The 26,194-nt window shown below is 58.8% G+C and carries 23 protein-coding genes and 1 riboswitch; of the genes, 6 read left to right on the top strand and 17 right to left on the bottom strand.

Going from position 1 to position 26,194, the window contains the following annotated elements; all coding sequences use genetic code 11:
* Nucleotides 1-42: 42 nt before the first annotated feature.
* The 4 genes from G3N64_RS00375 to speB are packed head-to-tail and all read right to left on the bottom strand — an operon-like array spanning nucleotide 43 to nucleotide 4,840.
* Nucleotides 43-1,587 (bottom strand): long-chain-fatty-acid--CoA ligase, encoded by a 1,545-nt coding sequence (locus G3N64_RS00375; RefSeq protein WP_205781813.1) that lies wholly within the window; start codon nucleotides 1,585-1,587, stop codon nucleotides 43-45.
* 1 nt (nucleotide 1,588) lies between these two features.
* Nucleotides 1,589-2,446, bottom strand: coding sequence for an enoyl-CoA hydratase/isomerase family protein (locus G3N64_RS00370; protein ID WP_205781886.1), 858 nt, complete (start codon nucleotides 2,444-2,446; stop codon nucleotides 1,589-1,591).
* Nucleotides 2,447-2,463: 17 nt separating this feature from the next.
* A complete protein-coding gene (locus tag G3N64_RS00365; protein WP_205781812.1) occupies nucleotides 2,464-3,861 on the bottom strand; it encodes an aminotransferase class III-fold pyridoxal phosphate-dependent enzyme in 1,398 nt (465 codons plus the stop codon).
* 19 nt (nucleotides 3,862-3,880) lie between these two features.
* A complete protein-coding gene (gene speB / locus G3N64_RS00360) occupies nucleotides 3,881-4,840 on the bottom strand; it encodes an agmatinase (RefSeq protein ID WP_205781811.1) in 960 nt (319 codons plus the stop codon).
* A 174-nt stretch (nucleotides 4,841-5,014) separates the two neighbouring features.
* Between speB and G3N64_RS00355 the strand changes: the two genes are divergently transcribed.
* The gene (locus G3N64_RS00355; RefSeq protein ID WP_205781810.1) at nucleotides 5,015-6,286 is read left to right on the top strand and encodes a M20 family metallo-hydrolase; all 1,272 of its coding nucleotides are present in this window, start codon (nucleotides 5,015-5,017) and stop codon (nucleotides 6,284-6,286) included.
* A 69-nt stretch (nucleotides 6,287-6,355) separates the two neighbouring features.
* Here G3N64_RS00355 and ubiA read toward each other — a convergent pair whose 3' ends face one another.
* The 5 genes from ubiA to G3N64_RS00330 all read right to left on the bottom strand — a co-directional run bounded on the left by ubiA (nucleotide 6,356) and on the right by G3N64_RS00330 (nucleotide 11,594).
* The gene (gene ubiA, locus G3N64_RS00350; protein ID WP_205781809.1) at nucleotides 6,356-7,213 is read right to left on the bottom strand and encodes a 4-hydroxybenzoate octaprenyltransferase; all 858 of its coding nucleotides are present in this window, start codon (nucleotides 7,211-7,213) and stop codon (nucleotides 6,356-6,358) included.
* Nucleotides 7,214-7,282: 69 nt separating this feature from the next.
* Complete coding sequence (locus G3N64_RS00345) at nucleotides 7,283-8,401, bottom strand: alcohol dehydrogenase family protein (protein WP_241020690.1); 1,119 nt, start codon at nucleotides 8,399-8,401, stop codon at nucleotides 7,283-7,285.
* 22 nt (nucleotides 8,402-8,423) lie between these two features.
* On the bottom strand, nucleotides 8,424-9,230 hold the full coding sequence (locus G3N64_RS00340; protein ID WP_205781808.1) for an ABC transporter permease: 807 nt from the start codon (nucleotides 9,228-9,230) through the stop codon (nucleotides 8,424-8,426).
* Nucleotides 9,227-10,489 carry an ABC transporter permease gene (locus G3N64_RS00335; protein ID WP_205781807.1) on the bottom strand — a complete coding sequence of 421 codons (1,263 nt, stop codon included), beginning with the start codon at nucleotides 10,487-10,489 and terminating at the stop codon, nucleotides 9,227-9,229. The genes G3N64_RS00340 and G3N64_RS00335 overlap by 4 nt, the downstream gene beginning before the upstream one ends.
* A gap of 13 nt (nucleotides 10,490-10,502) precedes the next feature.
* A complete protein-coding gene (locus tag G3N64_RS00330) occupies nucleotides 10,503-11,594 on the bottom strand; it encodes an ABC transporter ATP-binding protein (RefSeq protein WP_205781806.1) in 1,092 nt (363 codons plus the stop codon).
* 336 nt (nucleotides 11,595-11,930) lie between these two features.
* Between G3N64_RS00330 and G3N64_RS00325 the strand changes: the two genes are divergently transcribed.
* From G3N64_RS00325 to pntB, 5 genes are all read left to right on the top strand, one after another.
* Entirely contained in the window at nucleotides 11,931-12,752 is an 822-nt protein-coding gene (locus G3N64_RS00325) for an IclR family transcriptional regulator (protein WP_205781805.1), read from the top strand.
* Between the two features lie 477 nt (nucleotides 12,753-13,229).
* Nucleotides 13,230-14,309 (top strand): ABC transporter substrate-binding protein, encoded by a 1,080-nt coding sequence (locus G3N64_RS00320; protein ID WP_205781804.1) that lies wholly within the window; start codon nucleotides 13,230-13,232, stop codon nucleotides 14,307-14,309.
* Nucleotides 14,310-14,422: 113 nt separating this feature from the next.
* A riboswitch (glycine riboswitch) is annotated at nucleotides 14,423-14,518 on the top strand.
* 136 nt (nucleotides 14,519-14,654) lie between these two features.
* Nucleotides 14,655-15,911, top strand: a complete 1,257-nt coding sequence (locus tag G3N64_RS00315; protein ID WP_241020689.1) for a D-amino acid dehydrogenase — start codon at nucleotides 14,655-14,657, stop codon at nucleotides 15,909-15,911.
* Between the two features lie 118 nt (nucleotides 15,912-16,029).
* Nucleotides 16,030-17,649 (top strand): Re/Si-specific NAD(P)(+) transhydrogenase subunit alpha, encoded by a 1,620-nt coding sequence (locus G3N64_RS00310; protein WP_205781802.1) that lies wholly within the window; start codon nucleotides 16,030-16,032, stop codon nucleotides 17,647-17,649.
* A 15-nt stretch (nucleotides 17,650-17,664) separates the two neighbouring features.
* On the top strand, nucleotides 17,665-19,080 hold the full coding sequence (gene pntB, locus G3N64_RS00305; RefSeq protein ID WP_205781801.1) for a Re/Si-specific NAD(P)(+) transhydrogenase subunit beta: 1,416 nt from the start codon (nucleotides 17,665-17,667) through the stop codon (nucleotides 19,078-19,080).
* A 696-nt stretch (nucleotides 19,081-19,776) separates the two neighbouring features.
* Here the strand turns inward: pntB and G3N64_RS40330 are convergent.
* The 8 genes from G3N64_RS40330 to G3N64_RS00270 form a co-directional block, all read right to left on the bottom strand.
* On the bottom strand, nucleotides 19,777-19,920 hold the full coding sequence (locus G3N64_RS40330) for a hypothetical protein (RefSeq protein ID WP_346778788.1): 144 nt from the start codon (nucleotides 19,918-19,920) through the stop codon (nucleotides 19,777-19,779).
* Between the two features lie 40 nt (nucleotides 19,921-19,960).
* On the bottom strand, nucleotides 19,961-20,230 hold the full coding sequence (locus G3N64_RS00300; protein WP_241020688.1) for a hypothetical protein: 270 nt from the start codon (nucleotides 20,228-20,230) through the stop codon (nucleotides 19,961-19,963).
* Nucleotides 20,231-20,718: 488 nt separating this feature from the next.
* A complete protein-coding gene (locus G3N64_RS00295) occupies nucleotides 20,719-20,937 on the bottom strand; it encodes an FmdB family zinc ribbon protein (RefSeq protein ID WP_205781884.1) in 219 nt (72 codons plus the stop codon).
* The gene (gene hydA, locus G3N64_RS00290) at nucleotides 20,924-22,372 is read right to left on the bottom strand and encodes a dihydropyrimidinase (protein WP_205781800.1); all 1,449 of its coding nucleotides are present in this window, start codon (nucleotides 22,370-22,372) and stop codon (nucleotides 20,924-20,926) included. The genes G3N64_RS00295 and hydA overlap by 14 nt, the downstream gene beginning before the upstream one ends.
* Nucleotides 22,369-23,319 carry a dihydrodipicolinate synthase family protein gene (locus G3N64_RS00285; protein WP_205781799.1) on the bottom strand — a complete coding sequence of 317 codons (951 nt, stop codon included), beginning with the start codon at nucleotides 23,317-23,319 and terminating at the stop codon, nucleotides 22,369-22,371. The genes hydA and G3N64_RS00285 overlap by 4 nt, the downstream gene beginning before the upstream one ends.
* Nucleotides 23,316-24,485 carry an FAD-dependent oxidoreductase gene (locus G3N64_RS00280; protein ID WP_205781798.1) on the bottom strand — a complete coding sequence of 390 codons (1,170 nt, stop codon included), beginning with the start codon at nucleotides 24,483-24,485 and terminating at the stop codon, nucleotides 23,316-23,318. Before G3N64_RS00280 ends, G3N64_RS00285 begins: the two co-directional genes overlap by 4 nt.
* Nucleotides 24,482-25,906 (bottom strand): NAD(P)/FAD-dependent oxidoreductase, encoded by a 1,425-nt coding sequence (locus tag G3N64_RS00275; protein WP_205781797.1) that lies wholly within the window; start codon nucleotides 25,904-25,906, stop codon nucleotides 24,482-24,484. Before G3N64_RS00275 ends, G3N64_RS00280 begins: the two co-directional genes overlap by 4 nt.
* Nucleotides 25,899-26,186, bottom strand: a complete 288-nt coding sequence (locus tag G3N64_RS00270; protein ID WP_205781796.1) for a (2Fe-2S)-binding protein — start codon at nucleotides 26,184-26,186, stop codon at nucleotides 25,899-25,901. Before G3N64_RS00270 ends, G3N64_RS00275 begins: the two co-directional genes overlap by 8 nt.
* Between the last annotated feature and the right edge of the window lie 8 nt (nucleotides 26,187-26,194).

Raw genomic sequence — 26,194 nt, 5'->3', positions numbered from 1 at the left:
GAGACCTGACCATTGTCCGATGGAGTCGGACAATGGCGACTTTCACTCACAAGCGGTGCTTCGGAGTTCCCGTTTGAGCACTTTGCCCGTAGCATTCTTGGGTAACTCATCAATGAACTGCACGACCGACGGCTTCTTATAAGAGGCCATATGCGCCTTGCAATGCTCGATGATCCCCGCAGCGTCTAGGTGGTGACCAGAACGCAACACGACGACCGCCTTGACGAGTTCTCCCCATACGTCATCGGGCACACCCACCACTGCGACTTCTGCCACCGCGGGGTGGGAGCAAATGACCTCTTCGACTTCGCGTGGGTAGATGTTCGAGCCACCGGAAATGATGAGATCTTTCTTGCGGTCGGTCAGAAAGAGATATCCCTCGTTGTCCAGGTAGCCGACATCGCCGGTGTGTAGCCAGCCGTTGCGTAGCGTCTCGGCCGTTGCCTCGGGACGATTCCAGTAGCCTTTCATGACGAGGTCGCTGCGCACACAGACTTCTCCAAACTCGCCAACGCCCACTTCCGTGTCGTTGTCGTCCAGAATCGCAATGCGCACACCTGGCATCTCACGGCCACACGAAGCAAGTCGTTTGATCTTTGCTTCATCGTCGCCGACCATATGCGCCGCCTTCGGCAGTGATGCGACGGTCATGGGTGCCTCGCCCTGTCCATAAATCTGGACGAAGACGTTGCCAAAGACGTCGAGTGACTTCTGGAGCTGATTGACGTACATGGGGCCGCCGCCATAGATGACGTTCTTCAGCGACGACAGGTTGTATCCGGTGTGCGAATCGGACTGCAGTAACATCGTAATCATCGTCGGCGCCATAAACGTCGAGGTCACGCGGTACTTTTCAATGGCCTCGAACACCTTCTCCGCTTTGAAGCTTTTCGATAACGGGAATGCGTTGGCCGCACCGACCGCTAGGTGAGGCATCATGCAACTGGCAGTTCCATGTGATATCGGCGCGACGTGAAACATGACATCGTTGGGAGAGACATCCGGGACAACGCCCAACAAGAACTGCTGGCACATCGTAACGAGGTTCCGATGCGTTTCCATCGCACCCTTAGGCTTTCCGGTCGTCCCCGACGTATAGAATAGCCAGGCGATGTCATCCGGGTCGATGACGACGTTGGGTGGCGTGGCGGGGAACTGCAGCAGCAAATCCTCGTAGTCAGTGTCCGCAATGCAATTTTTGCTGCCGATGCACACCCAAAGCATGACCTGCGGTACCAGTGATTTTAGCTCGTCGACATGAGCGGCGAAATCTTCACTGTAAATTACGATACAAGCTTCGGAGTCCGAAATGAGAAACTGGTACTCTTGGACATGAAGGCGGGGATTCATGGGGACGGCCGCACATCCGGCTGACATTGTCGCCAGAAACGCTTCGAGTCCCTCAAACCGGTTGGAGCACAGAATCGCCACTCGTGCGCCTTTCCCCCCGCTCTCAAGAATAGCATTCGAAAGCCGATTAATCCGGCTCGCGCCCTCCGCGTACGTAATTCTACGGTCTTCGGAAATCCACAATACGTTGTTCGGTGTGCGCAGCGCAGACCGCTGAACCCAGTGACCCGCGTGCATATTATTCTCCAACGTTCATAATGCGATTCCTGTTTCCGCAACCGGCTTCCTGGTATGTACCCCGCTCGGAAGAAGGGAAGCTCGCCTCGCGCTTTTCCTTGACAGACTGAATGCCTTCGCGCGCGTCCTCGTCGACGAAATTCAGCATTTCCATGGCGACTGAAAGGTCAAAGATCGGCGCAACAGGTTTGTACCAATGATTCAGGGCGCGTTTTGTCCAGCGAATGGATAGCTGACTGCCTCTGCTCAAGGTGTCTGCGACAGACAGGGCACGCTCGAGCAGCTGCTCGTGTGGTACGCACAGACTGACAAGGCCGATCCTTTCGGCTTCCGGACCATCGATGAAATCGGCAAGCAGAAGGTGGTATTTGGCCTTTGCCATGCCGCACATCAACGGCCACAGCATGACTGCATGATCACCTGAGGCGACACCCAGGCGCGTATGGCCATCGCTCAGCCTCGCCTTCTCCGAGATGATGCTGATGTCGGCTGTCAATGCGGTGGCGAGGCCGGCGCCTACCGCGACGCCATTGATTGCGGAAATGATGGGCTTTTCAAGGCTCATCATATTATTCACGATATCGAGCGCTTCCTGACCGGTCCGAAGAACGCCCCAATAGTCCTCCAGGTTGCGTTTGACCATGTCGAGGTCGCCTCCCGCACAGAAGGCTTTACCCGCGCCCGTGATGACGACCGCGCGTGTCTCGGCGTCGTCACCGATCGTGAGCCAGACCTTGCTCAATTCCCAATGTAGCCGCTCATCGGTTGCGTTGTACTTTTCTGGCCTGTTGATTGTCACTAGAAGTACACCCGGCGATGGTCGGTCGAACTTCAAATTTTGATAGTCGCTGTAAGCAATTGACATGCTTCCTCTCCCTATAAGGCACCGGCGCGGTACAGCTCATCGGTAAACTCGGCCAACGTAATCTCCAGTCGTTCCATCATGTCGTCGACCTGAGTGGCAGTCATGGTCAGTGGGGGCGCAGTCATGAACCACTCTCCAAAGCGACCACCGCTGGTGCGACGTGCATAAATCAAAAGGCCATGTTTCATACCGATCTGGCGAACGCGGTCAGCAGCCATCATTTCCGCAGGAAGCATTTCGCGCGTTTCCTTGTTCTTCACCATTTCCACGGCGGTCAACATGCCTTTTCCGCGTACATCCCCGATGATCGGCGAACTTTCCTTCAGAGCCAGCAGGCGCTCCAGCAGATAATCGCCGACTCGAGAGGCGTTACCGATGATGTCGTTTTCAACGGTCTCGTCGAGAACCGCGCACGCGCCGGCACAGGTAATCGGGTTGGCATTGTAGGTGTGCGCCAGATTGAACCCAGTGAGTCCCGCCAGTTCATCGACGAGCGTTGCGGGCGCCAGAACTGCCCCAAGAGGCGTATATCCGGAAGCTAACCCCTTGGCGAGAACGACCAAGTCAGGCTTTGCATCCGGCCAATGACTGTTGGCGAGGAATTTTCCTGTTCTGCCGGCACCGCACATGACTTCGTCGAAGATGAGGAAGACGCCATATTTCGTGCAGATCCGTCGAATTTCAGCGAAGTACTCAGGGGGCGGGACATTCGCGCCGGTCGAGAGACCGCCAATCGGTTCGAAGATAAAGCAGAGGGTATTTTCGGCGCCAAGGCGAAGAATGGCTGCTTCCAGTTCATGGGCACACTGCATTGCGTACTCGACTACGCTCATGCCCTCGGGGTGCCGGTAGGTGAACGGCGTTGGGATTTTCTCCGAGAACTGGACCATGTCACCGTAGATCGGGGCGAAGTCCAGATCGCCCGTTATTGCGATGGTGCCAAGCGTTCCGCCGTGGTAAGACGGCATGCACGAAATGATGCGTGTCTTTTGGTGCATGCCTTTGGCGAACGCATACTGACGACAGAACTTGATGGCCATTTCGTTGGCCTCAGAGCCGCCAGATGTGAAGTGACACCGTTCAAAACCAGGGCCTGCAAGCACTGCTACCTTGCGTGAGAGTTCTGCGTTCGGCTCGTGGCGGGATACGCGCACGTAGCTGAAGGACAATTTCTTTCCTTGTTCGTACATCGCCCGCAACACGCGTTCGTTTCCCTGTCCGATGTTGCTAACGATTGCACCAGACGAGACATCAATAAACCTGTCGCCCGCGTCGTTCCAAAGGTAGATCCCTTCACCCCTTACGATCGTAGGCAAATCCTTGGTGTTTTTACGGCTGTAGAACAGATCTTGTGGGCCGCCGATAGGAAAGTCCGACAGAGCGCCGTCATGTTTAGCAGTTTGCGCCATGATTATCGATCCGGGTCGGTTAGCGTTTTGCGTTCGACTTGGCATGTGCGGTCACACACAGGATCTCGAACATCAGATTTGCAGCATTGATGGCTGTATGACCGGACGGGTCCAGCAGGGGAGCGACTTCGCAAACGTCGCCACCGATAACGTCCAGGCCCAGCGCGCTACGAATGATGACCTGACAGTCGCGCATCGAAAGTCCGCCCGGTTCAGGAGCACCGGTGCCGATCGCGTAGACCGGGTCTAGCCCATCGATATCGAATGTGATGTAGACGGGGCCGCCAGCCACTGTCTCAAGCATCTTATTGATGACCGCAGCACGCCCCATCTCTTCATAGTCGTCCATCGTAACGACTGCCATGCCGGCGTCGTAGGCGTACTGGATGTCACTTTCGCTGAAGCGTGTACCGCGCAGACCGATCTGGATCACGCGCTTTGGGTCAATGATGCCGTCCTCAACACCACGGCGAAACACGGTGCCGTGGTTGATGCGGCTCCCGTAGAGTTCGTCAAGCGTATCGGAATGGGCATCGAAGTGGATGACGCCCAACTTCTGCCCCTTCGGCGCCAATCCACGAAGAATGGGATAGGTGACCGTGTGGTCGCCGCCGCATGAGATCGCGGAGATGCCACGATCACGAAGCCGCGCATAGTAGGCCGTAATCGCGTCCAAGGTCTGTGCGTTGTCAAGCGGGTTGACGGGCGCATCCCCGATGTCGACGACTCGTTGCAGTTCGAAGGGGCAAATTCCGCTTTGTGGGTTGATCTTTCGAATAAGTCGCGACATTTCCCTGACTTGTGCAGGCCCTTGTCGCGCACCGTTGCGGTTCGTGCAGCCAAGATCGTACGGAACACCGACGAGCGCGATGTCTACGTTATCAAGGTCGCGTGCGTAAGGCGCACGCATAAACGTCGCCGGTTCGGCGAAACGAGGGACGACACCTGAGTCGAGAAATTGGTCTGCAGTTGAGTTCATCGCGTTTCCTCTGGGGGTTTGGGTCGTTGCAAAATTTCACTTTGTTCACTAGACTTCCGTTAAATGGAATCTAGCAAGGATTTTTGGAAATTGCTAGTGGCAAAAAGAAATTTTCGAGCCGTTTCCGCGGATCCGACGGAGACGGGCAACTACTACTCTCCTCAGGTGTCGCAGATGAACTCCACATTCTTGAACCGCCTCACTGGCCACGTATCGCAAGAGCGACTTGCGACCCTGGTTTCTTCGCTGGCCGAGATCGGCAAATCAGACGGAGGTGGTGTCAATCGGCAGGCGCTTACGCCGCAGGACGTGGCAGCCCGTAAATTTCTGGCGCAGATTGCCGTTGAGATGGGATGCGAGGTCTACCGCGATGAAGCGGCCAATGTTTTCTTTCGTCGTCCCGGATTGACGGAAGCTCCGCCGGTGGTGACCGGAAGTCATATCGATACACAACCCACCGGTGGCAAGTTCGACGGGGCCTACGGCGTATGCGCAGGCCTCGAAATGTTGGCTGCCCTGAATGACGCGGGGGCGACTACAGAACTCCCTATCGAAGTTGCGATCTGGACAAACGAGGAGGGTTGCCGGTTCGCGCCTGGTTCGATGGGCTCGGCCGCGTTCGTCCGCCCAGAACTCCTCCCATCCTTCCGGGAGAGCGCTGACTCCGCAGGCGGGCGGTTCTCTGACGCATTAGATGACGCTGCAGCGGCGCTCGACGCTATACCGCTTGTTCCGCTGAAACGTCCGTTTTCCGCGTTCCTAGAGGCACATATCGAGCAAGGTCCGGTGCTCGAGCGCGACGGCAAAATGCTTGGTGTAGTAAGTGGAATTCAGGGAGTGCGGTGGTTCCGGATTTTCGTCAAGGGACGGACCTCCCACGCTGGCACAACACCCAGGGAGTTCCGGAAAGATGCGGTCCTGATAGCGACCGAGCTTGTACAGCAGGCATACTCTGCCGCCGACATAGGTGACGATAATTTGCGCTTGACCGTCGGGCGCTTCGAGGTTTCACCTGGGGCGACCAACACCATCGCGAGTGAAGTAAGTTTCACAATTGACCTTCGGCACCCGTCTGATGATGTCCTTGATGACTTCGAGGCCATCTTTCGTTCATGGACGCAACGACAATCCCCATGTTCGATTTCGCTCGAACAGTTGATGCAGCATAAGCCGACACCGTTTTCTGAGAGAATCAGGGCGTCTCTCGCCGAAGCAGCTGACTACTGCGGACAACCCTGGCGAGAGCTTCTGTCTGGCGCCTTTCACGATTCGATGTATCTGGCGGAACATTGTCCAACGGGAATGCTGTTCATCCCGAGCAAAGACGGGCTGAGCCATCATCCGGCGGAGCTGTCAACTCCCGATGAATTAGCATGGGGGGCCAGGGCGCTGACGTTGACGGTGTATCGGCTCGCAAATCCGTCACTTGATAGGACTGAATATTAATCAGATGGTTGCAGGCGACGCGTCCCCAAAGAGAAGATATCGCTCGTGGGGACGTACTTTCGGTCTGAGTCAGATCAAAGCAACTGCAAGGCCCACCACGATACACAAGCCTGCACGGTGAGCGCGATTGAACGCCAGGAAACATCGCGCCGGATCACGGGACCGAATCTTGCAGTACTGATCGACGACGCACCCAAGCGCACCCGCCCAGCCGAGCCAGAAGGCGATGCCCCACGACAAAACGATAGCCAGTGCGGCAAATATGGCGAGATAGGCGGCGAAGCAGAGCCCGGAAGCTAGCACTTCGTACCTTCCGAAGGTAATCGCGCTGCTTCTCACGCCTATCCGAAGGTCGTCTGTCCGGTCGACCATCGCATATGCAGTATCGTAACCGACGACCCAGAACATGTTCGCGGCGCACAACCACCACGCGACCGATGGTACAGAACCCAGGACGGCCGCAAAAGCCATCGGGATGCCAAAACTGAACGCAACGCCGAGTACCGTTTGGGGTACCCCGAAGATGCGCTTACCAAACGGGTAGCACAGAGCAATTGCAGATGCGCCGAGAGCATACAAGCCGGTCAAGGAATTCAAAGGAAGCAGGAGCAGGGCCGCCAGTGCCAGCAATAACAAGAGAAACCTCCGGGCCTGCCTGCGCGATATTACGCCGGATGCAAGTGGACGTTGCCTCGTCCTCGCGACATGAGCATCAAAGCGCTCGTCGGCAAGATCATTCGCGACACATCCTGCCGAACGCATCAGGAAGGTTCCTAGTATGAATGTTGCCAGCAGATGATGCGATGGATGCCCCTCCGCAGCAATCAAAAGCGCGCCCAACGTTGGCCATAGCAAGAGTAGGGTCCCGACTGGCTTATCAACGCGCGCCAAACGAAGATACGGAATCGACTTAACAAATAAAGTCATGGGTATGGATTTCCGGGGAATTGAAAACGGCCCCTTCGCGGGGCCGTCTGTCCAAGATGTAAGAGGCGCTTACGCCGAGGCGTCCACGTCAATGACAATTTTGCCCACGTGCGACTTTTTCATGAACTCGGCTTGTGCATCGCGCAATTGCGCAAGGGGGAAGGTCTTGTCCACCATTGCCTTGATCTCCCCGCTTTCAATGTATTGCACAAGGTTACTGGTCGTATGAGCAACCGGATTCGCGATGCCGTACATCTCAAGGTCCTTGTAGATCAGGTCACGCAAATCTACTTCAGAAATTGGCCCTGCAATCGCCCCGCCCGTGGTGTACCTGCCGCCGCGCTTAAGCACACGCAACAGCCCCGTAATGGAATCTCCGCCGACCACGTCCGCAACAACGTCAACACCACGAGGGCCCACAATCTTCTCAATTTCCGCCACCATATCAAGGCTTTCGCGGGGAACGAAATGGTCGGCGCCCAATTCTAGAATTTTGGCCCGTTTGCCCTGACCGGCAATTGCAATCACCACACAGCCGCGACGCTTGGCCAGTTGCACGTTCGCGCTACCAACCCCGCCCGCAGCTCCCGTGATGACGACGACCTCACCGGCTTTCAGGCGAGCTCGCTCGAGCATTTCCTCGGCTGTGGTGAAAGCACAAGGGAAGGTGGCCATTTCGACATACGAGATGTCCGCATTCACCGTGAAGGCATTTTCGACCGGAACTACTGCGTACTCCGCATACCCACCGTCACACTCACTGCCAATGAAGCGGACTCCTTCTTCGCGCAACGGAGCAGACGGGTCACGAATGACCGGGTCTACCATCACGCGGTCACCGATCCGTTGCGTGTCAACCCCGTCACCAACTTCGATGATGCGGCCTGCGATTGCCGCACCCTGAATCCGGGGAAACGCAAGACTCGAACGGTCCCAATTGCCCAGATCTGCGGTGTCAGGGGCGATGCCCTTGCTGCCAATTTCTTCCGTCATACCTGAACGGACGTTCGGGCTATACCAGCCGGTGCGTGTATTCAAGTCAGTGTTATTGACACCGCAGGCCCCGACGCGGATCAGGACCTCGCCTTTTCCGGGACGAGGGGTCGGGACATCTTCGTGGTACTCAAGCTTATCAAGACCGCCGTGACCAGTGAGCAATACGGCACGCATTGTTCGGGGGGTGTTCATTACCAGGTTCTCCACTCAATTATCAAGCGTTGCTGAACTTCGAGGACCATGCACGCAGGTATTCAACCGTCAGCAGCATGCATATCGAAAACATTGTGAGAATTACGGCCGCTGCGAGGATCGTGGGGCTCAACTCTTCGCGGATTCCGCTCCACATGATCAATGGGATCGTCCGCTGGTCGACGCCGGCGATGAAGAGTGCCATCACCACTTCGTCCAGTGATGTAGCGAATGCAAAGATGGCACCCGACGCAACACCCGGTGCGATGAGCGGTAAGGTTACTCGGAAGAACGTTTCAATTGGCGATGCTGAAAGACTGAGTGAAGCCTTTACGAGGTCGTAGTCGAAGCGGGACAGCGCCGCACTGACCGTGATGACGACGAGTGGAACTGCGACAATGGTGTGCGCGATTACAAGCCCGGTAATGCTTTGTGTAAGGCCCCAGCGAGAGAAAAGGAAGTAGATGCCAGCCGCTGTCACGATTACCGGCACAATCATCGGTGAGAGAATCAGCGCCAACAAGACTTTTCTGAACGGCGTGTCTTGCCGGCTGAGTCCAATTGCGGCCACGGTTCCGAGCGTCGTCGCAACGAGTGTAGTCAGTGAGCCCACGATCATGGAATTCACGATCGCATCGCGCCAGACTTCGGATCCAAAGAAGCTTGCGTACCATCGCAAAGAAAAGGCGTCACGATGGAGTGCCAGCATCCCTGGGGTGAACGTCAAATACCGTTGTGCATTGAACGAAAGGGGTATGCATATGAGAATTGGTGCCATCATGAAGAACAGCACCGCACCGCAAATAAAATAATACGTTTTCCGGATCATTTGGGAGCTCCAACAAGTTCGGCGCTGGCAAGCGTCCTGAACATCCAAAAGATGTCTGCAACCAGGAGCAGCAGGCCAACTGACAGCGCGGCAGCAAGGCCCCAGTTCAGAGAGGACTGCATGTGATAGGCAATTAGGTTCCCTACCATCTGTCCTTCACTGCCGCCGACAAGGGCGGGTGTGATATAGAAACCGAGAGCCGAGATGAAAACCATCATCGCTCCTGCGGCAATCCCAGGGACGACCTGAGGAATGTAGACCGAGAAGAACGCCTTGACAGGTCCAGCACCGAGGGAACATGCGGCGCGGACATAGTCCTTGGAAACCCCTTTCATCACGCTGTACAGCGGAAGAATCATGAACGGCAGGAGGATGTGGGTCATTGCGACAATCGAGGCGAAACGTGTATATGCCAATTGTGGCCGAGCGCTATCTGCGACCACGTGCAGCCACACAAGCAGGTCTTCGAGCGGGCCATTGGTCTGGAGAATGACAAGCCATCCTGAAGTGCGCACCAGCAGTGATGTCCAGAAGGGAAGCAGTACGAGCATCATCAACACAGTGGCAGTGCGTCTGCGCGCGGTCGCGATCAGATGTGCCACCGGAAACCCAAGGAGCAAGCATGCAAGTGTCGCGCTTACGGAAATCACGAGCGTGTTGGTGAAAACGGCGAGGTACAGTCGCTGGTCCTCAGGCTGAATAGCGACACTGCCGGTCGCGGTCTGGCGCAAGTCCACTGCGGCAAGCAGATTTTGTGCAGTGATTTTTCCGGAGGAATATTTGATCACTCCCCAAGGCTCGGGCGTGCCCCACCGCGGATCGATGCCGACGAATCTGCTTTTCCAAGTACCGGGAGTACCTCCGGATTCCTCCAAGTGGCGCACGGTCTTGCGCAGCAGCCCTTCGAATCCCGTGTACCTGTAGCTCAACTCGCGAGCGACTTGCCCCAGTTCGTCGCGGTCGTCAAGCGTCATCAGTTCTTTTCCCAGTGCTTTATATGCCCCTTCGGACGGTGCGCCTTCTCCGCTCCAGTTAGCCAGCTCGGCGTGAACCTGGGCGAGTGGCAGCGCAACAGCACTCGCGTCAACGGAGCGGTACAACATCTGGGCGATCGGGAGCAAGAAGAACGCGACCAGGAAAGCAACGAGCGGCAGTATCAGAAGAAGTGCGCGAACCTGGGCGCGCAACTTGACGTGCCGATATTGCCGATCGGTGTGCACGGGAGGGGCCGCAGGCGGGACATAGGCGGTGTCTGGCATGTTCATTCTCACCTCACGTGGCTGAGCGGAACGCAATACAGTCTTCCGAACGGAAGCCAACGGTCACCATGTCACCGATTTGGACACGTTCGCAGTCGCGATTGTTTGCAAGTTTTGCGATCAAACCGTCACCTTCGTCGCGCGCGAGTCGTACCCGGATGTGGTCGCCCTGATAGGTTCGGTCAGTGACGCGGCAGTTGAAACGGTTATTCAGAGAATCGGCTTCCGGGCCAAGGACAATTCGCTCCGGGCGGATGGACAGCTTTATCAGATCGCCAATAGCGGCCGCGGCACCGACGCCGCTCGCAGTAAGCCTGCCCACACCGGGGCTATCGACGATCCAGTTTTCGGAACGGATTTCGGATAGTCGTCCGCACAGCTGATTGTTCTCGCCAATGAACGAAGCTACGAATGAGTTTCTCGGTTGCTCATACAGGGCGACGGGAGATGCGAGTTGCTGAACGATGCCCTCATTGAAGATTGCAATGCGGTCAGACATGGTCAGTGCTTCGCCTTGGTCGTGAGTGACGTAGACGATCGTAACGCCGAGGCGCGCATGCAGTTGTTTGATCTCATACTGCATGTGCTCCCGCAATTGCTTGTCGAGCGCGCCAAGTGGCTCATCCATCAACACGATGCGGGGCTCGAAGACGATCGCGCGCGCAAGTGCGACACGCTGTCGTTGCCCGCCCGACAATTGGGCGGGAAGGCGGTCGCCGAGCCCCTTCAGTTTCACCATATCGAGCACGGCACTCACTCGTTCAGCGATCTCGGCCCTCGACACTCTGCGAACCTTCAGCGGATAAGCAACATTTTCGGCCACCGACAGATGTGGAAAGAGCGCGTAGCTCTGGAACACCATTCCGATGTTTCGCTTGTGAGGTGCGACGCTGGTAATTGCGGCTCCGTCCAGAGAGATTGAGCCGCTGCTGGGGGTTTCGAACCCAGCGAGCATCATGAGCGTTGTGGTTTTCCCGGATCCCGAGGGCCCAAGGAGCGTAAGGAACTCCCCTCGATGGATGCTGAGGTTGAGTCCAGCAACGACGGGCGTGTGCCCGTCGTAACTCTTCCGGACGTCCCGGAATTCAACTATCGCGTCTTTCATTTCACACTCCTGCGGCGACTGGCGGTGGGCTTCAATGTTTCTAAAATTAAACTGTAATTCCGTTTTTTAGTCAACGCGGACAAAAATAGGGGTTTTTGCTGGTCAGGTTCCGGAAGTTGCATGCTGGGCGCCGGGTGTGTTTCCCCTTTCCTGCATCAATGATGCTCTGGCAGGCTACCGATGGGCTGGGCGATACAGGCGAGAGGGCGCCATGGGATTTTTTGGGGGGGGATCGACGGAGCGGCGACTCGACCACGGTAGAGGCAAGAGCCCCGACATTGCGTTTTTCAACGTATGATTGCCGAATCCGTGCAACTCACCAGAGCTTGAAGCCAGATGTCCGATACCGATCTCGAAAAAGGTGACAGAATTCCGCGACTCGAAAGGGTTGCGATGATCTTGGAGGCGATCAACAGGTCAGACCAGGGGCTCACCCTTGTCGAAATTTCGTCTCAGACCGGGATGCCGATGCCTTCGGCGCACCGCCTCGTGAACAACATGTTGGATGCCGGTTTTCTCGTGGGGCAGCGCGGACGGTCCCGGTATCGGATTGGGCCGCGACTGATACGCATATTCCAAAGTTCTCTGAGTCTCGAGACGCTTCAGGTACTTACCGAGCCGACACTGCAGAGGCTTGCAGACAGCTTTGGTCAGGTTGCGTATCTGGTAAGACTAGTCCAGGATTCAATCCAGCTCGCTGTTACGGTGCTGCCATCGTCTCCGAGTCGAAATCTCATCTATCCCGGCAACGTGTTTCCACTAAACGCCACCGCCTCAGCCAAGGCGCTGCTTGCGTTTCAATCCGAGGCGATCATCGATCGGCAGCTCCAAGGTCCGCTCGAGAAGTATCGGCCCAACACAATCGTCGACCCCGAGAAGCTGAAAGCGAAGCTCTCGGAGGTCCGGGAGCTTGGCTACGCAATAAGCGATGACGAGTTTGACCCGGGGGTTTATTCGATCTGCTGTCCGGTGCTGATTGGATCTGCAGGTGCACTGTACGGCGTCGGTATAGTCGCTCTTAAGGAAAGGCTGTTGATGAGCTTTGATACGGAAACGGTTGTGCAAAGCCTGAAAGAAGCCGCAAACGCGTTGCGTACGACACTGCAGTCGACCGGTCTGCATGCTATCAGCGACGTTGAAAGTGAAATTGATACCTGATCCCGAGACTTCCGCCGGTCACGCGACCGTTGGCTGAGCGTGCGCACACACCTGACTGCACTGTCGCGGCGCGGTCGCCCGTCGTGACGGCGACGGCAGTCTGATTTCCTTCCTATTTTTCTTCTCCTGTCCTGCCACATCGTCACCTTGGGTTGGTGTTTGCCGACTCAGGGGCGACGGGTACCTCTCCGCGCCATTTGAGCCGAACATTGCCGCTCTGACCGCGCGTCCCTTGTGACGTACGGTGGCGGACCAAAATTTCCTGAAATCGAAAGAGCATGTTTTATTTTTCCGAAATTCGGAAGATGTAGACTGCACCCAGCGAGGCGGGCTATCGAGATTCAGGTAGGTAAATTCCACAATTGATGCAAAGATTCCGTTTTTGCATGCTTAGCATGCGCGGTGACGCTCCGTGGGGCAATGTTTGCAACGTTCGTATTGATCTTGGCGTGGTTTCTTCATAGGAAAGGTGATGCAATGAACGTAATGAGAAGGGTGGTGATCGCGAGTGCCGCGTTGCTGATCTCGATGTCGTCGATGGCTGAGGGCAGCAAGGAAATAACCGTTGCATCATGGGGAGGTAGCTACACGGAAGCTCAGAAAAAGGCTCTGTTCGACCCGTTTACCAAGGCCACTGGCATCGCCGTCAAAGTCATTGAATACAACGGTGGCTTGAGTGAAATTCGCGCCCAGCAGCAAGCGGGCAAGGTGGTCTGGGACGTGGTTGTCTCCGACATCTTCGACGAACGACGGGCGTGTGAAGATGGATTGCTGACCAGATTCAACGCATCGACGCTTCCGGCAAATGCTGACGGGACTGCTGGTGTGTCTGATTTCGTACCCGGTACAACGTCCAAGTGCAGCCTCGGGTCGATCTCGTGGGCTCGAGCTATTGCCTACAACGCGAACGCGTCGAAGCAGCCGAAGAGCATCAGGGATTTCTTTGATATTAAGAACTTCCCCGGCAAGCGCGGACTGCAAAAGTCACCGGTTGCGACGCTCGAGTGGGCCTTGGTGGCCGACGGAGTTCCGCGAAAGGATGTCTATACCGTGCTCTCGACTCCTGCTGGTGTCGACCGCGCCTTTCGCAAACTTGATAGCATCAAGAAAGATGTCGTGTGGTGGGAGGCCGGGGCCCAGCCGCCACAATTGCTGGCGTCAAATGAAGTCGCCATGACTTCCGCTTACGCGGGCCGGATTTTCGTCGCTCGCATGGAAGGAGCACCGTTCCGGATCATGTGGGACAGTGATGTTTGGTCAACGGATTTCTTCATGATTCCGAAAGGTGCTCCCCATACGCAAGAAGCTCTCGAGTTCGTGAAGTTTGCAAGCAAACCTGATCGTCAAGCGGCTCTCTCAACCCTGACTTCGAATGGGCCAACGCGGCGTTCTGCAGTTGCGCTGGTCGGTAACTATCCCGGCACAAAAGAAAGCGTTGCGCCGCATATGCCTACGTATCCTGCAAACATCAAAGATTCGATCCAGGCTGGCGCGGATTTCTGGGCCGAGAATCAGGACGCGCTGAAGTTGCGCTTTACGCAGTGGCTCCTGAAATAGGTATCCGCAAGTATAGGCGGCATCGGTTACGCCGCCTAATGGCGGCATTGAGGCAGCTTTGTGCACGACTCAGTGCCGTTACCGTTCGTTCAAGATCGAACTCAAGGTGCAATTGACGCGCTGCAGGAGAGACCTCAGCCCATAAGGGCTGAGGCGCCGACGGAGCAACCGCCCCGGAAACTCTCAGGCAAAAGGACTGTGGCGGCGTTTTAAACTCTGGAGAGAGGCATGCGCGCATGCCCACCGAAGGGGACGGCGGCTTCTTGCGCCTAAGCTCTCAGGTACCGTGACAGATGGGGTATGAGCCGAACTTTCGGCAATTCTTTATTCTTCGCGGAACCGTTCATGCCACATATCATTATTATTGGCGCCGGCATTACAGGTGTTACGACGGCGTACACCCTATCCGAGCTTGGATACCAGGTAACCGTCGTTGACCGGCATCTCTATCCAGCGATGGAGACATCATTCGCCAACGGTGGGCAACTATCGGCATGCAATGCCGAAGTGTGGAACAATTTTGGAACTATTCTGAAGGGATTGCGATGGATGCTTAAGCAGGACGCTCCTGTCCTTTTCAATCCGAAGCCATCGTGGCACAAGTACTCGTGGATTGGTGAATTTGTCTCGAATATTGAGAATTATAGCGAAAACACTATAGCTACTGTGAAGTTGGCGCTTGAGGCGCGAAATTATATTTTTTCAATAGCCGAGCGTGAACAGATTGATTTCGATCTAGAAAGGCGGGGCATTCTGCATTTTTATCATGACAGAAAATCATATGATGCGGCCACTCGAACAAACGAACTTCTAGTGTCGGCTGGACTTGAGCGTTTTGCCGTGTCGCCCGCAGAAATAAAAAATATCGAACCTACTCTGCAAGGGGAATACTACGGCGGATACTTCACGCCATCGGATTCGACGGGGGATATACACAGGTTTACGCGTGGCCTCGCAATCGCGTGTGAGAGGCGCGGCGTCCGCTTTCGACAGGGTGTAACGGTCAAGAATGTTCAGTGCCGGCATAGTGGCGTCCGCTTGAGCGTTGCGATAGATGTCCCAACGCAAGAGGGTTCTCCGTACCCATATGCAGAAGAGATGGTGGCCGATGCAGTCGTAGTATGCGCCGGCGTGGGGAGTCGGGGAATTGCCAATCTATTTGGTGATCGCCTGAATATATATCCGGTAAAAGGATATTCGATAACAGTTTATCTCGATGGCGAGGACAGCGTGTCAAAAGCGCCTTGGGTCAGTCTTCTCGACGAGAGTGCAAAAATCGTGACTAGTCGATTGGGTGTTGACCGACTCCGGGTAGCAGGAACGGCCGAATTTAATGGCTACGATCGCGACATTCGAATGGACCGTATTGATCCGCTAGTTAGATGGGTCAATCAAAATTTTACGGTTAATACTTCACGAGTGGTTCCGTGGTCCGGACTGCGCCCGATGATGCCCGACATGATGCCAAGAGTGATGAAGGGCAGGGCGCCACGCGTGTTTTACAACACCGGCCACGGTCATCTCGGGTGGACTCTTTCGGCCGCGACGGCAGTGGCAATAGGAAAAATCGTATGGGAGCATCTTCCGACGGACATCAGTTGAAATCCAGTGAAATCCACACTCAGCCGAACGATTTCTAGAGCGAAATAGCTGAAAGCAGTATTGCTGCAGGATAGACGTTCGGTGGCTCTCATATTGAATGCAAGTCCAGGAATCGTTAATGCAATCCACCCTGATTTCTACGCCGCAGCGCATTGGTGTCCCGAGGGAAGGCTTCCCCGGCGAAAAGCGCGTCGCCACCGTGCCCGACGTGGTGAAAAAACTGACCAAGCTTGGCTTTACTGTCGCTATCGAATCCGGTGCTGGTGAAAGATCCAACTTCGATGACGATGCTTACCGTGCAGTCGGGGCCGAAATCATCGGCTCCGCCGCCGCGCTTTGGGCGAGTTCGGATATCGTGCTCAAGGTGCGTCCACCTAGCGTCGACGAAGTGGCGCTGATGCGCGAGGGCGGCACGCTGATCGGTTTTGTCTGGCCGGCGCAGAACCCCGAACTGATGCAGCAACTGGCCGCGAAGCGCGCCACCGTGCTGGCGATCGATTCTCTGCCGCGCACGCTGTCGCGCGCGCAGAAGATGGACGCGCTCACGTCGATGGCCGGCATCAGCGGCTACCGCGCGGTGATCGAGGCCGCGCATGCGTTCGGCCGCTTCCTGAACGGCCAGGTCACGGCGGCCGGCAAGGTCCCGCCGGCCAAAGTCTTCATCGCCGGTGCCGGTGTGGCGGGCCTCGCCGCGATCGGCACAGCCGCGAGCCTCGGCGCGATCGTGCGCGCCAACGACACGCGAGCGGAAGTGGCCGATCAGGTCAAGTCGCTGGGCGGCGAATTCGTCAAGGTCGACTACGAAGAGGAAGGCTCGGGCGGCGGCGGTTACGCGAAGGTGATGAGCGAAGGCTTCCAGCAGGCTCAGCGCGCGATGTATGCGCAGCAGGCCAAGGACGCCGACATCATCATCACGACCGCGCTGATCCCCGGCAAGCCCGCGCCGAAGCTGATCACGGCCGAGATGGTGCAGTCGATGAAGCCCGGCAGCGTGATCGTCGACATGGCCGCCGAACAGGGCGGCAACTGCGAACTCACGGTGCCCGGTGAGGCCGTCGTGCGCCACGGCGTGACGATCGTCGGCTATACCGATCTGGCGTCGCGCCTGTCGCGGCAGTCGTCCACGCTGTATGCGACCAACCTGCTGCGCGTGGTCGAGGAGCTGTGCAAGGCCAAGGACGGCACGATCAACGTCGACTTCGACGACGACGCGATCCGCGGCCTCACCGTCATCAAGGAAGGCAACATTACGTGGCCGCCACCGCCGATCAAGCAGGCGGTCGTCGCGCCGAAGCCTCCGGCAGCGCCTGTCGCGGCCGCGCCCGCGAAGTCCAAGGGCCACGGCCACAGCGGCGAGCCGATGTCGGCCAAGGCGCTCGCGATCGTGTTCGCCGTCGGCGCGCTGGCTTTCCTGCTGGTCGGCCAGTTCGCACCGGCCAGCTTCCTGTCGCACTTCACGGTATTCGTGCTCGCGTGCTTCGTCGGCTACATGGTGATCTGGAACGTCACGCCGTCGCTGCATACGCCGCTGATGAGCGTGACCAACGCGATCTCGTCGATCATCGCGATCGGCGCGCTCGTGCAGGTCGCGCCGCCCCTCGGTGAGCTGGCCAACGCCGGCGACCGCCCGTCCGGGCTGATCCTCGGCCTCGCGGTCGGTGCGCTCACGCTCACGGCCGTCAACATGTTCGGCGGCTTCGCGGTCACGCGACGCATGCTGGCAATGTTCCGCAAATAAGGGGACGACAAGACAATGACTGCAAACCTGACTACCGTCTCCTATATCGGCGCCGCGATCCTGTTCATCCTCAGCCTCGGCGGGCTGGCCAACCCTGAAACCGCGCGTCGCGGCAACCTGCTCGGGATGATCGGCATGCTGATCGCGGTGCTGGCCACCGTGGCCGGTCCGCGCGTGTCGGCCGCGGGTATTCCGTACGTGGTCGCCGCGCTGGTCGTCGGCGGCGCCGTCGGCCTGTACGCCGCGAAGAAGGTGCAGATGACGCAGATGCCGGAACTGGTCGCGCTGATGCACAGCCTGGTCGGTCTCGCGGCCTGCCTCGTCGGCTTCGCGAGCTACATCGACACGTCGCTGCAGTTCACCGGTGCCGAGAAGGCGATCCACGAAGTGGAGATCTACGTCGGCATCCTGATCGGCGCCGTCACCTTCGCGGGTTCGATCATCGCGTTCGGCAAGCTGTCGGGCAAGATCGGCGGCAAGCCGCTGCTGCTGCCGGCGCGGCACTGGATGAACCTGGCCGCGCTGCTGATCGTGATCTACTACGGCCGCGCGTTCCTGCATGCGGAAACGATCCAGGAGGGCATGCTGCCGCTCGTCGTGATGACCGTGATCTCGCTGCTGTTCGGCGTGCACATGGTGATGGCGATCGGCGGCGCGGACATGCCGGTCGTGGTGTCGATGCTCAACAGCTACTCGGGGTGGGCGGCGGCGGCCACCGGGTTCATGCTCGGCAACGACCTGCTGATCGTGATCGGCGCGCTCGTGGGCTCGTCGGGTGCGATCCTGTCGTACATCATGTGCCGCGCGATGAACCGCAACTTCATCAGCGTGATCGCGGGCGGCTTCGGCAGCGGCGCGGGCGCACCGGCGGCAGCCGGTGGCGCCGCCGCGCAACCGGCCGGCGAGGCTGTGGCGGTGAGCGCGGAGGAGACGGCCGAGCTGCTGCGCGAAGCGAAGCGCGTGATCATCGTACCCGGCTATGGGATGGCCGTTGCACAGGCTCAGCACACGGTGTTCGAACTGACGAAGCTGCTGCGCGAAAAAGGCGTCGACGTGCGTTTCGCGATCCACCCGGTCGCGGGCCGCATGCCGGGGCACATGAACGTGCTGCTGGCCGAAGCGAAGGTGCCGTACGACATCGTGCTGGAAATGGACGAGATCAACGGCGACTTCCCCGAGGCCGACGTGTCGATGGTGATCGGCGCGAACGACATCGTGAACCCGGCCGCGCAGGACGACCCGTCGAGCCCGATCGCCGGCATGCCGGTGCTGGAAGTGTGGAAGGCGAAGACGTCGATCGTGATGAAGCGCAGCATGGCTTCGGGCTATGCGGGCGTCGACAATCCGCTGTTCTACAAGGACAACAACCGCATGCTGTTCGGCGACGCGAAGTCGATGCTGGACGAGGTGTCCGGAGCGTTGCAGGTCTGACGGAACTCATTCAGCAAGGCTATGATGGCGGGTGCCTCATCGATAGCCCCATCGCTTGCAGCACTTGCGCTGGTCGCCAAAGACATTGCTGCCGAACCGGGCCGGAGTCTTGCACGGTAGATGACGGTGGGGCTGGCGGATCTGCGGTCATCACTTCAACGTGATCCGTCCTCCGTCATCGTGCGGTCACGCGATGCGCGTTCAGGCCTGAGTTCGCCTTTCGCCGCGGGTTCGGCTCATTCGGCGGGGATACCTCCCCACATTTGTGGGCCATGCAGCGCAAGTACAGCGTGCGCGCCGCATATTTGTAGGCCATGAGCGGACCTGCCACATGATCCAGCCCTTTTAATCTGGCCTCAAGCGAGTTGGGAACGCACGACGTCACTTACATCCATTGGTGTTCGCGAGGCTGAGACGGAAAACAGGCTTATTTGTTGGGCAGTTATTTGTAAATAAAAAACATCCTTGATTTATCGATTTTTTTGCCATTCGAGGAAACTCCATCTATTTAAGAGGCATTTTTTTCGCGTCATCCGCTTCGATCGACACTATACGTCCTATGCCCGATTCGACAAATCGAGGCGATAACACTGCTCGATTTAACGTTGCAGCAGCGAACCTGACAAACTCGCACGCCGGCAATAGCGAATCTGAAAACTGTCGAGCGCGGCACGATGCCGCGCTCGCTTTTTCGATCTATAGCCCTGAGGTGGCCCAGACTCCGGGCAACGCCGCAGCCGAAACCTCGAGGTCAACGTTCAGCGGGTAGTGCCTGAGCAGGCGTTGCGCGACTGATTGAACGTTGCCGTGGCAATTCACATGGTTGGCCGAAGCAAGCATCTGAAGGAGCGCGCGGGTATCGATGACGGCCTTCGTGCGCTCATATGGAGTTGTCATCCTCGGCTCCGGCAAGCAGCTGCTTGGTGACGTCAACGTATGCAGCCACTTGGTTGATTGCACACCAGCGCTTCCACACATAGTCCGCATTATCTGACCAGCCAGGCTCCCCGATAAGTTGATAAATTCGGCCGGAGCGAGTCTCACCACGTAAGCCGAGATGGTCGAACGTAACGACTTCGGAGCTGACGCGTCCGGTGAGATCTCGGTTGTCTGCGCCGACAAAATGTCGAGTCCCGTTCGATGTTTCCATGATTCTCCAGCGCGATAACGTGACCCCAGGTTCCTCACTCACTGGGGCGATTCTCCAAATAGTCATGAGCATCTCCTGTTCACCAATGAGGGCCCGGCGGGAAAATGTCGACTTTCACCTTGGCGGCCCGTCGATACTGCGCTGTCATTCATGGTATTCGAGTTTGCGTCGTATTAAAGCGAAAAACTAGACTATTTTATCGGTGATTTTCACGGACGGGATATGCTTTATATTTGCACGAGTGGTCAACTAATGGTTTTTTGGGGATAACATGGTTGCCGGCAACGCCATGACGCGAGGACCGTTTATGCTTTATATGGCGGACGAGTTATGCTTAACGGCACAAGGAAGTCTCGAAACCCGCGATGCCGAAAGGCTTCGCGGGTTTTTTATTTCCATGTGCATCCAAGGGATTCCATGGAAAGCCAGGGGCAACTGGGGGCAGCATTGGGACAAGCGTCCTCTCTGTGCCGAAGTGCGTATCGTCTTCAGCAGCAGTTGCAAAAAGAATGATGCCGTCCGAGGTACGCGCCATCAGCGGAATCCGACTGATCGTCGGCATTCCTCGGTAACAACGGCAACGCAAGCCTGACGCGTGGTGCGACCGATTCGCAGCGCGGGCAAGCAACTGGCTCGTCGCGGGTCGCCACTGCGCGAATGGCGTCGAATACGCCGCAGACGGAGCAAGCATATTCATAGACGGGCATGACCGGCTTGCCCATGCGTGTTGAGTTCACCGCGCGCGATAAACTGCCCTCGGCCAGTGGAGCCGACCCACGTTCCATCGTCGATCAGCCATTGTCCGCGCAGCATCACTTTCTTGACGCGCCCCGTTACTTGCCGCCCTTCGAATAGTGTGAAATCGCAATCGCTGTGTTGCGTCTCGGCTCGAATCGTGTGCGTTTCGTTCGGATCGAACAACACAATGTCGGCGTCGCTGCCGACAGCGAGCGTGCCCTTTCTCGGGAAGAGTCCGAACAGCTTGGCGGGCGCCGTCGACATCAGCTCGACGAAGCGGTTCAGCGAAATACGTCCGTTGCGCACGCCGCCGTCATAGACGACCGTCATTCTCGTCTCGACACCCGGGACGCCGTTCGGGATCTTCGAGAAATCGTTCGAGCCGAGCGGCTTCTGGTTGATGTTTCCTCGATGCCCCTCCTTCATGCAGTAAGGGCAATGGTCGGTGGAGATCAACTGCAGGTCGTCCGTTTTGAGCGCTGTCCAGAGTGCTTGCTGCGCCTCCTTCGAGCGTAGCGGCGGGCTCATCACGTAGCGAGCGAGGTCGAAGCTGTCGTCGGCATAAACGGACTCATCGAAAAACAGATAGTGCGGGCAGGTCTCGGCGAAGACGGGGATGCCGAGGTCGCGTGCTTCGATCACATGTTTGAGGGCTTCCTTCGCCGACAGATGCACGAAATAGACCGGCGCTTCCGCGAGTTCGGCGAGTTTGATGCCTCGATGCGTTGCTTCGCCTTCCATGATCGCGGGCCGGGTGAGCGCATGATAGCGAGGCGAAGTATGACCTTGTTCAAGCGCTTCGCGAATCAGCAGATCGATGACGGTGCCGTTCTCGGCATGCAGAGCGATCATCCCGCCATGCTGCCCGACCATGCGCATCGCCCGGAAGATTGCCGCATCGTCGGACATCACGGTGCCGGGGTATGCCATGAACATCTTGAAGCTCGACACGCCTTCGTGCCGGATTGCGTGGCGCATGTCCGCGAGTACCTGCTCGTCGACTTGTGTGACGATCACGTGGAAACCATAGTCGATATTTGCGACGGACGATGCTTTTGCTCCGGCGCGCGCGATCGCGTCGAGCGGGCTCGTGTCGGGTGTCTGCAGCGCGAAGTCGACGATCGTGGTCGTGCCGCCGAACGCGGCCGAGCGTGTGCCGGACGCGAAGTTGTCGCACGTCGTCGACGCGCCGAACGTATTTTCCATGTGGGTATGGCAGTCGACTCCACCGGGAAACACGAGCAGGCCGGTTGCGTCGATCACGCGGGTATCGGGGCCGACTTCGAGCGCATGGCCGATGCAAACGATGCGTTCTCCTTCGACGATGAAGTCGGCGACGTAGTCGTCGATCGCCGTGACAAGGCGGCCGCCCTTGATCAGGGTGCGGGTCGTGGCGTGGGTCATATGGCGCTCCGGTCGTGTTCGAGGGCAAGGGCGAGGGCGGCTTCAAGGCGTGCAATTTCGTCAGCGGACAGCGGCGTGATTGGCGGTCGTGCAGTCGGATACGGAAACTTGCCGGTCAAATGAAGGCATGCCTTGAGTCGGGCAGTGGCGCGCGAGCCCGGCGCGGTGCCGTAGATTGCCCTGGCGAGCGGGTAGAGCATTGCGTGCAGCTTCCGCGCATCGGCGAGCCGGCCGTCGGCTACCGCGCGATACAGCGCCACGACGTGCTCGGGGACGACCGCCGCAAGGCTGACGAGGCTGCCCTCGGTGCCCAATGCAAAGCACGTGAATAGATGCTCGTCGCCGGAGGCCATCACGGCGACGTGCGGCGCGACCGCCTGCACGAGCCTGCGATTTGCTTCATACGCACTGGTTTCCCAGCTGCCTTCCTTGACTGCGATGACGTCCGGCAGGGCGGCGAGCGTGGCGAGCGTATCGGGCGGATACGCCATGCCGCCGGTATTGATGCCTGCCTGATAGAGCATCATGGGCAGGCGCGCGGTGGCATTCGCGATGCGATGATGAGCGAGCACGATGTCGCGATCGGTCGACAGTGCCCAGGAGAACGGAGGGAACAGCAGCAGTGCATCGGCGCCCGCGCGTTTGGCGTCGTCCGCATGCAGTTGCGCTTCGTAACTGTCCTCCGCGTTGACACCGGCAACGATGATCGAACGATCGCCGCAGACCGCATGCGCGATCTCGACGACGCGCCGCTTCTCGTCGCGGGAAAGCGCATGGTTTTCACCGGCGTGCCCGTTGACAAGGAGGCCGACGATGCCGTTCACCGACGCCACCTCGGCGAGATGGCGGGCGAGCGCAGCTTCGTCGAGCGTGCGACCGTGTACGTCGAGCGGGCACAGCGTGGCGGCGTACACGCCGTGAAACGGATACGGAGTCGAGGGAATCATGCGGTGGCTTCCGGGGAAGTGAGGGTGGGAGAACCCGGCGATGCGACCAATCGTGCGGGATCGAAGAGCGGCATCTCGGGTGTTCGGCCAAGCATCGCCTCCGCCAGCAGCTTGCCCATGTAGGGGCCGCTGGTGTAACCCGAATGCACGCAGCCGATCACCCATGCGTCATCGTGCCCGGGCAGCGCGCCGATCATCGGCATGGCGTCCGCGGTTTCCGATTCGAGGCCAAGCCAGATTCGTGCAACGCGCGCATGCTCGAGAGCCGGAATGACGTGTTGCGCAAGACGCAGGTTGCCGACCAGGTTTTGCGGCAAAGCCTCGACCGCACCGCGGGTCCGATCGCCGACGCCTTGCCAGCCACCGCCGATCAGGACGGTGCCGTTCGCAAATTGCTTGAGCGATAGAAGCCCGTTCGCGATGCTCAATACCGAGCGCATCACGGGAGGCATCCGCTCGGTGACGATCAACTGGTTGACGAGCGTTTTGACCGGAATCCGAATGTCGAGCAGCGCGAGGAGCGGTTCGAGCCAGACGCCGCCTGCCATCACGAGGCGCGTCGCATCGACGTGCACCGCGCTATCCGTGCCATACAGGCGGTAGCGGCCGTCCACGCGGTCAATATGCGTGACGGGTGTATTTTCCAGAATATGTACGCCCGCCTCGCGCAACGCCGCGTGATAGGCACGACCTGTCAGATACGCGCTCGCGAAGCCGTCGGTGGCGCAGAACGCCGCTTCGCGCACGGCGGGATTGAGGCCGGGTTCGATCGCGCAAGCATCAGCGGCGGACAGTCGATCGATTGCAGCGCCGTATCGACGGCGCGCGTCCGCCCGCGTCCGCAGCAGCGCGCATTCGGCATCGGTAAACGCAAGCGACAGCCCGGGCGCGGCCGTAGCGAGCACGCTGCCGCCGAGCCAGGTGTCTGCATGCATCCACATGTCCCACGCTCGCATGGCATAGGGAACGAGGGCGGCTCGCGTCATATGCAGCGTCAGCGTGCCGGCGTTCACGCCCGACGCGGCTCGACACAGCGCATCGCGCTCCAGCAGTGCGACACGCATGCCGCCACGGGCGAGAAACAACGCGGTCGTGCATCCCATGATGCCGCCGCCGACGATGGCGGCATCGTACGGGCCGAAGGTCCGATGCGATGTGGTGCTCATAGCGGCGCGGCTTGCGGAATCGGAATGTCGTCATAGCAGAACGTTCCCGTGAGAGCGCCGACCGAGACCGGGCGGAACGGCGTGCGCGCGGTAAAGCACCCCGCCGCTTCGCGTGTACCGACTGCCATGTGGCACGCAAGCAGTTCACCCGCGATATCGCCGCAGGTGCGTCCCTGGCACGGGCCCATTCCGCATCGTGTCCATGCCTTCAGTTGATTGATATCGCGAGCACCCGCGCCGACCGCCATGTCGATCTCGATGCGTCGGACGTCTTCACAACGACATACGATCGTTTCCGATGCAATCGCATCCACGTGGCCGGTACGCAGCGCCATGAGCCGCGCCATCGCATGACCGGCGCGAGCCGCGTTCCGGTGCGCGTGGCGCAAGCCGTCGATCTGCTCGGCGATGCGCGCGGCGTCGGTCGCCGACAGGTCGAGCGCACATGCGCTACCCGCGAGCGTTCCATGAACGGCCGCCGCTGCCGCACCGGCAATCCCTGCTGCGTCGCCCGCGACATACAGGCCGGATCGAGACGTCCGTCCGTCACGGTCGGCAACCGCGATCCAGCCGCCGGCCTCGCGGGAATAACGGTGTGACGCCCCGAGCAGGCGCGTCACCTCGGTGGAAGGCGTGAGGCCGTGGCCGATCGCGACGCAGTCGGCGATGACGGTCGTGCGTACGCTACCGACCGGGCGTCCCGCGGCATCGCATCTGGCCAGCGTGGCAAGCAGGCGATCGCCATGCGGCTCGACGCGTACGACGGTGTGACGGTGATGAAGCGGTACGCCGGCACGCCGGATCGTGCGCCACCAGTCGAAACCTTGGCGCAGCAGATCAGGGCGTGCCGCGAACGACGGTAGCGTACGCAGCCAGTCGCTGGGGCCAGCCAGATCGGCCATTGCCACGACCGAGCCGCCGTTCAGGATCGTCTTGGCCGCTACCGAGGCGAGCAGCGGCCCGCATCCGGCAACGAGCGTCGTTCGGCCGGGCAGCCGGTGCTGCGACTTCAGCAGGATGGTTGCCGCGGCGAGACCGATCACGCCTGGCGTCGTCCAGCCATCGAAGGGCACGACGCGTTCGGTCGTACCTGTCGCGACGATGAGCGCACGCGCGTTGCATTGAACCAGGCCGCTCGGCCCGACCGCGTCGATACGGTAGTTGTCGCCGATCGACCACACCTGGTGATCGGCGAAGATGGACACGTCGCTCGCGTCGACGGCTGCACGCAACGCGTCGCCGATCACACGCTCCGCGTCGCCATCTACCGGTTGTCTATCGACGGGCACGCGATAGACCTGGCCTCCAACCGCGCGATTCTCGTCGAAAAGCGCCACCTTCAATCCAGCTCCGGCTGCGGCGAGCGCCGCGTTTGCCCCGGCCGGCCCGCCGCCCAGCACGGCCACGTCGAAATTATTCATGGGCGTCGATCTCCGGAACGGACCCAACCTGAAGTGCCGCCGTGACGGGCGTGCGACACGCAAGCAAGCGTTGGCCATCGACCATGACGAGACATTCCTGACATGACCCCATCAAGCAGAACATGCCGCGCGGTTGATGCAGACGAGGACTCTTGCGAAGCGTCTTGACGCCGGCGGCGAACAGGGCAGCTGCGATGCATTCGCCGGCGCGTGCGGCGATGCTTCGTTTGTCGAAGAAAAAGTTGACCGTGGCAGCCTGATCCGCGATCTCGTTTCGCATGATGTTCT

It is taken from the genome of Burkholderia sp. Ac-20344, assembly GCF_017104975.1.
GTDB lineage: Bacteria > Pseudomonadota > Gammaproteobacteria > Burkholderiales > Burkholderiaceae > Burkholderia.
This window is presented reverse-complemented; position numbering and strand designations above follow the sequence as displayed.

Coding starts and splice junctions, on each gene's coding strand:
- G3N64_RS00375 (WP_205781813.1), bottom strand. CDS start 1,587: ATGCACGCGGGTCACTGGGTTCAGCGGTCTGCGCTGCGCACACCGAAC.
- G3N64_RS00365 (WP_205781812.1), bottom strand. CDS start 3,861: ATGGCGCAAACTGCTAAACATGACGGCGCTCTGTCGGACTTTCCTATC.
- speB (WP_205781811.1), bottom strand. CDS start 4,840: ATGAACTCAACTGCAGACCAATTTCTCGACTCAGGTGTCGTCCCTCGT.
- G3N64_RS00355 (WP_205781810.1), top strand. CDS start 5,015: ATGAACTCCACATTCTTGAACCGCCTCACTGGCCACGTATCGCAAGAG.
- ubiA (WP_205781809.1), bottom strand. CDS start 7,213: ATGACTTTATTTGTTAAGTCGATTCCGTATCTTCGTTTGGCGCGCGTT.
- G3N64_RS00345 (WP_241020690.1), bottom strand. CDS start 8,401: ATGAACACCCCCCGAACAATGCGTGCCGTATTGCTCACTGGTCACGGC.
- G3N64_RS00340 (WP_205781808.1), bottom strand. CDS start 9,230: ATGATCCGGAAAACGTATTATTTTATTTGCGGTGCGGTGCTGTTCTTC.
- G3N64_RS00335 (WP_205781807.1), bottom strand. CDS start 10,489: ATGCCAGACACCGCCTATGTCCCGCCTGCGGCCCCTCCCGTGCACACC.
- G3N64_RS00330 (WP_205781806.1), bottom strand. CDS start 11,594: ATGAAAGACGCGATAGTTGAATTCCGGGACGTCCGGAAGAGTTACGAC.
- G3N64_RS00325 (WP_205781805.1), top strand. CDS start 11,931: ATGTCCGATACCGATCTCGAAAAAGGTGACAGAATTCCGCGACTCGAA.
- G3N64_RS00320 (WP_205781804.1), top strand. CDS start 13,230: ATGAACGTAATGAGAAGGGTGGTGATCGCGAGTGCCGCGTTGCTGATC.
- G3N64_RS00315 (WP_241020689.1), top strand. CDS start 14,655: ATGCCACATATCATTATTATTGGCGCCGGCATTACAGGTGTTACGACG.
- G3N64_RS00310 (WP_205781802.1), top strand. CDS start 16,030: ATGCAATCCACCCTGATTTCTACGCCGCAGCGCATTGGTGTCCCGAGG.
- pntB (WP_205781801.1), top strand. CDS start 17,665: ATGACTGCAAACCTGACTACCGTCTCCTATATCGGCGCCGCGATCCTG.
- G3N64_RS40330 (WP_346778788.1), bottom strand. CDS start 19,920: ATGCTTGCTTCGGCCAACCATGTGAATTGCCACGGCAACGTTCAATCA.
- G3N64_RS00300 (WP_241020688.1), bottom strand. CDS start 20,230: ATGGAAACATCGAACGGGACTCGACATTTTGTCGGCGCAGACAACCGA.
- G3N64_RS00295 (WP_205781884.1), bottom strand. CDS start 20,937: ATGCCCGTCTATGAATATGCTTGCTCCGTCTGCGGCGTATTCGACGCC.
- hydA (WP_205781800.1), bottom strand. CDS start 22,372: ATGACCCACGCCACGACCCGCACCCTGATCAAGGGCGGCCGCCTTGTC.
- G3N64_RS00285 (WP_205781799.1), bottom strand. CDS start 23,319: ATGATTCCCTCGACTCCGTATCCGTTTCACGGCGTGTACGCCGCCACG.
- G3N64_RS00280 (WP_205781798.1), bottom strand. CDS start 24,485: ATGAGCACCACATCGCATCGGACCTTCGGCCCGTACGATGCCGCCATC.
- G3N64_RS00275 (WP_205781797.1), bottom strand. CDS start 25,906: ATGAATAATTTCGACGTGGCCGTGCTGGGCGGCGGGCCGGCCGGGGCA.
- G3N64_RS00270 (WP_205781796.1), bottom strand. CDS start 26,186: ATGCGAAACGAGATCGCGGATCAGGCTGCCACGGTCAACTTTTTCTTC.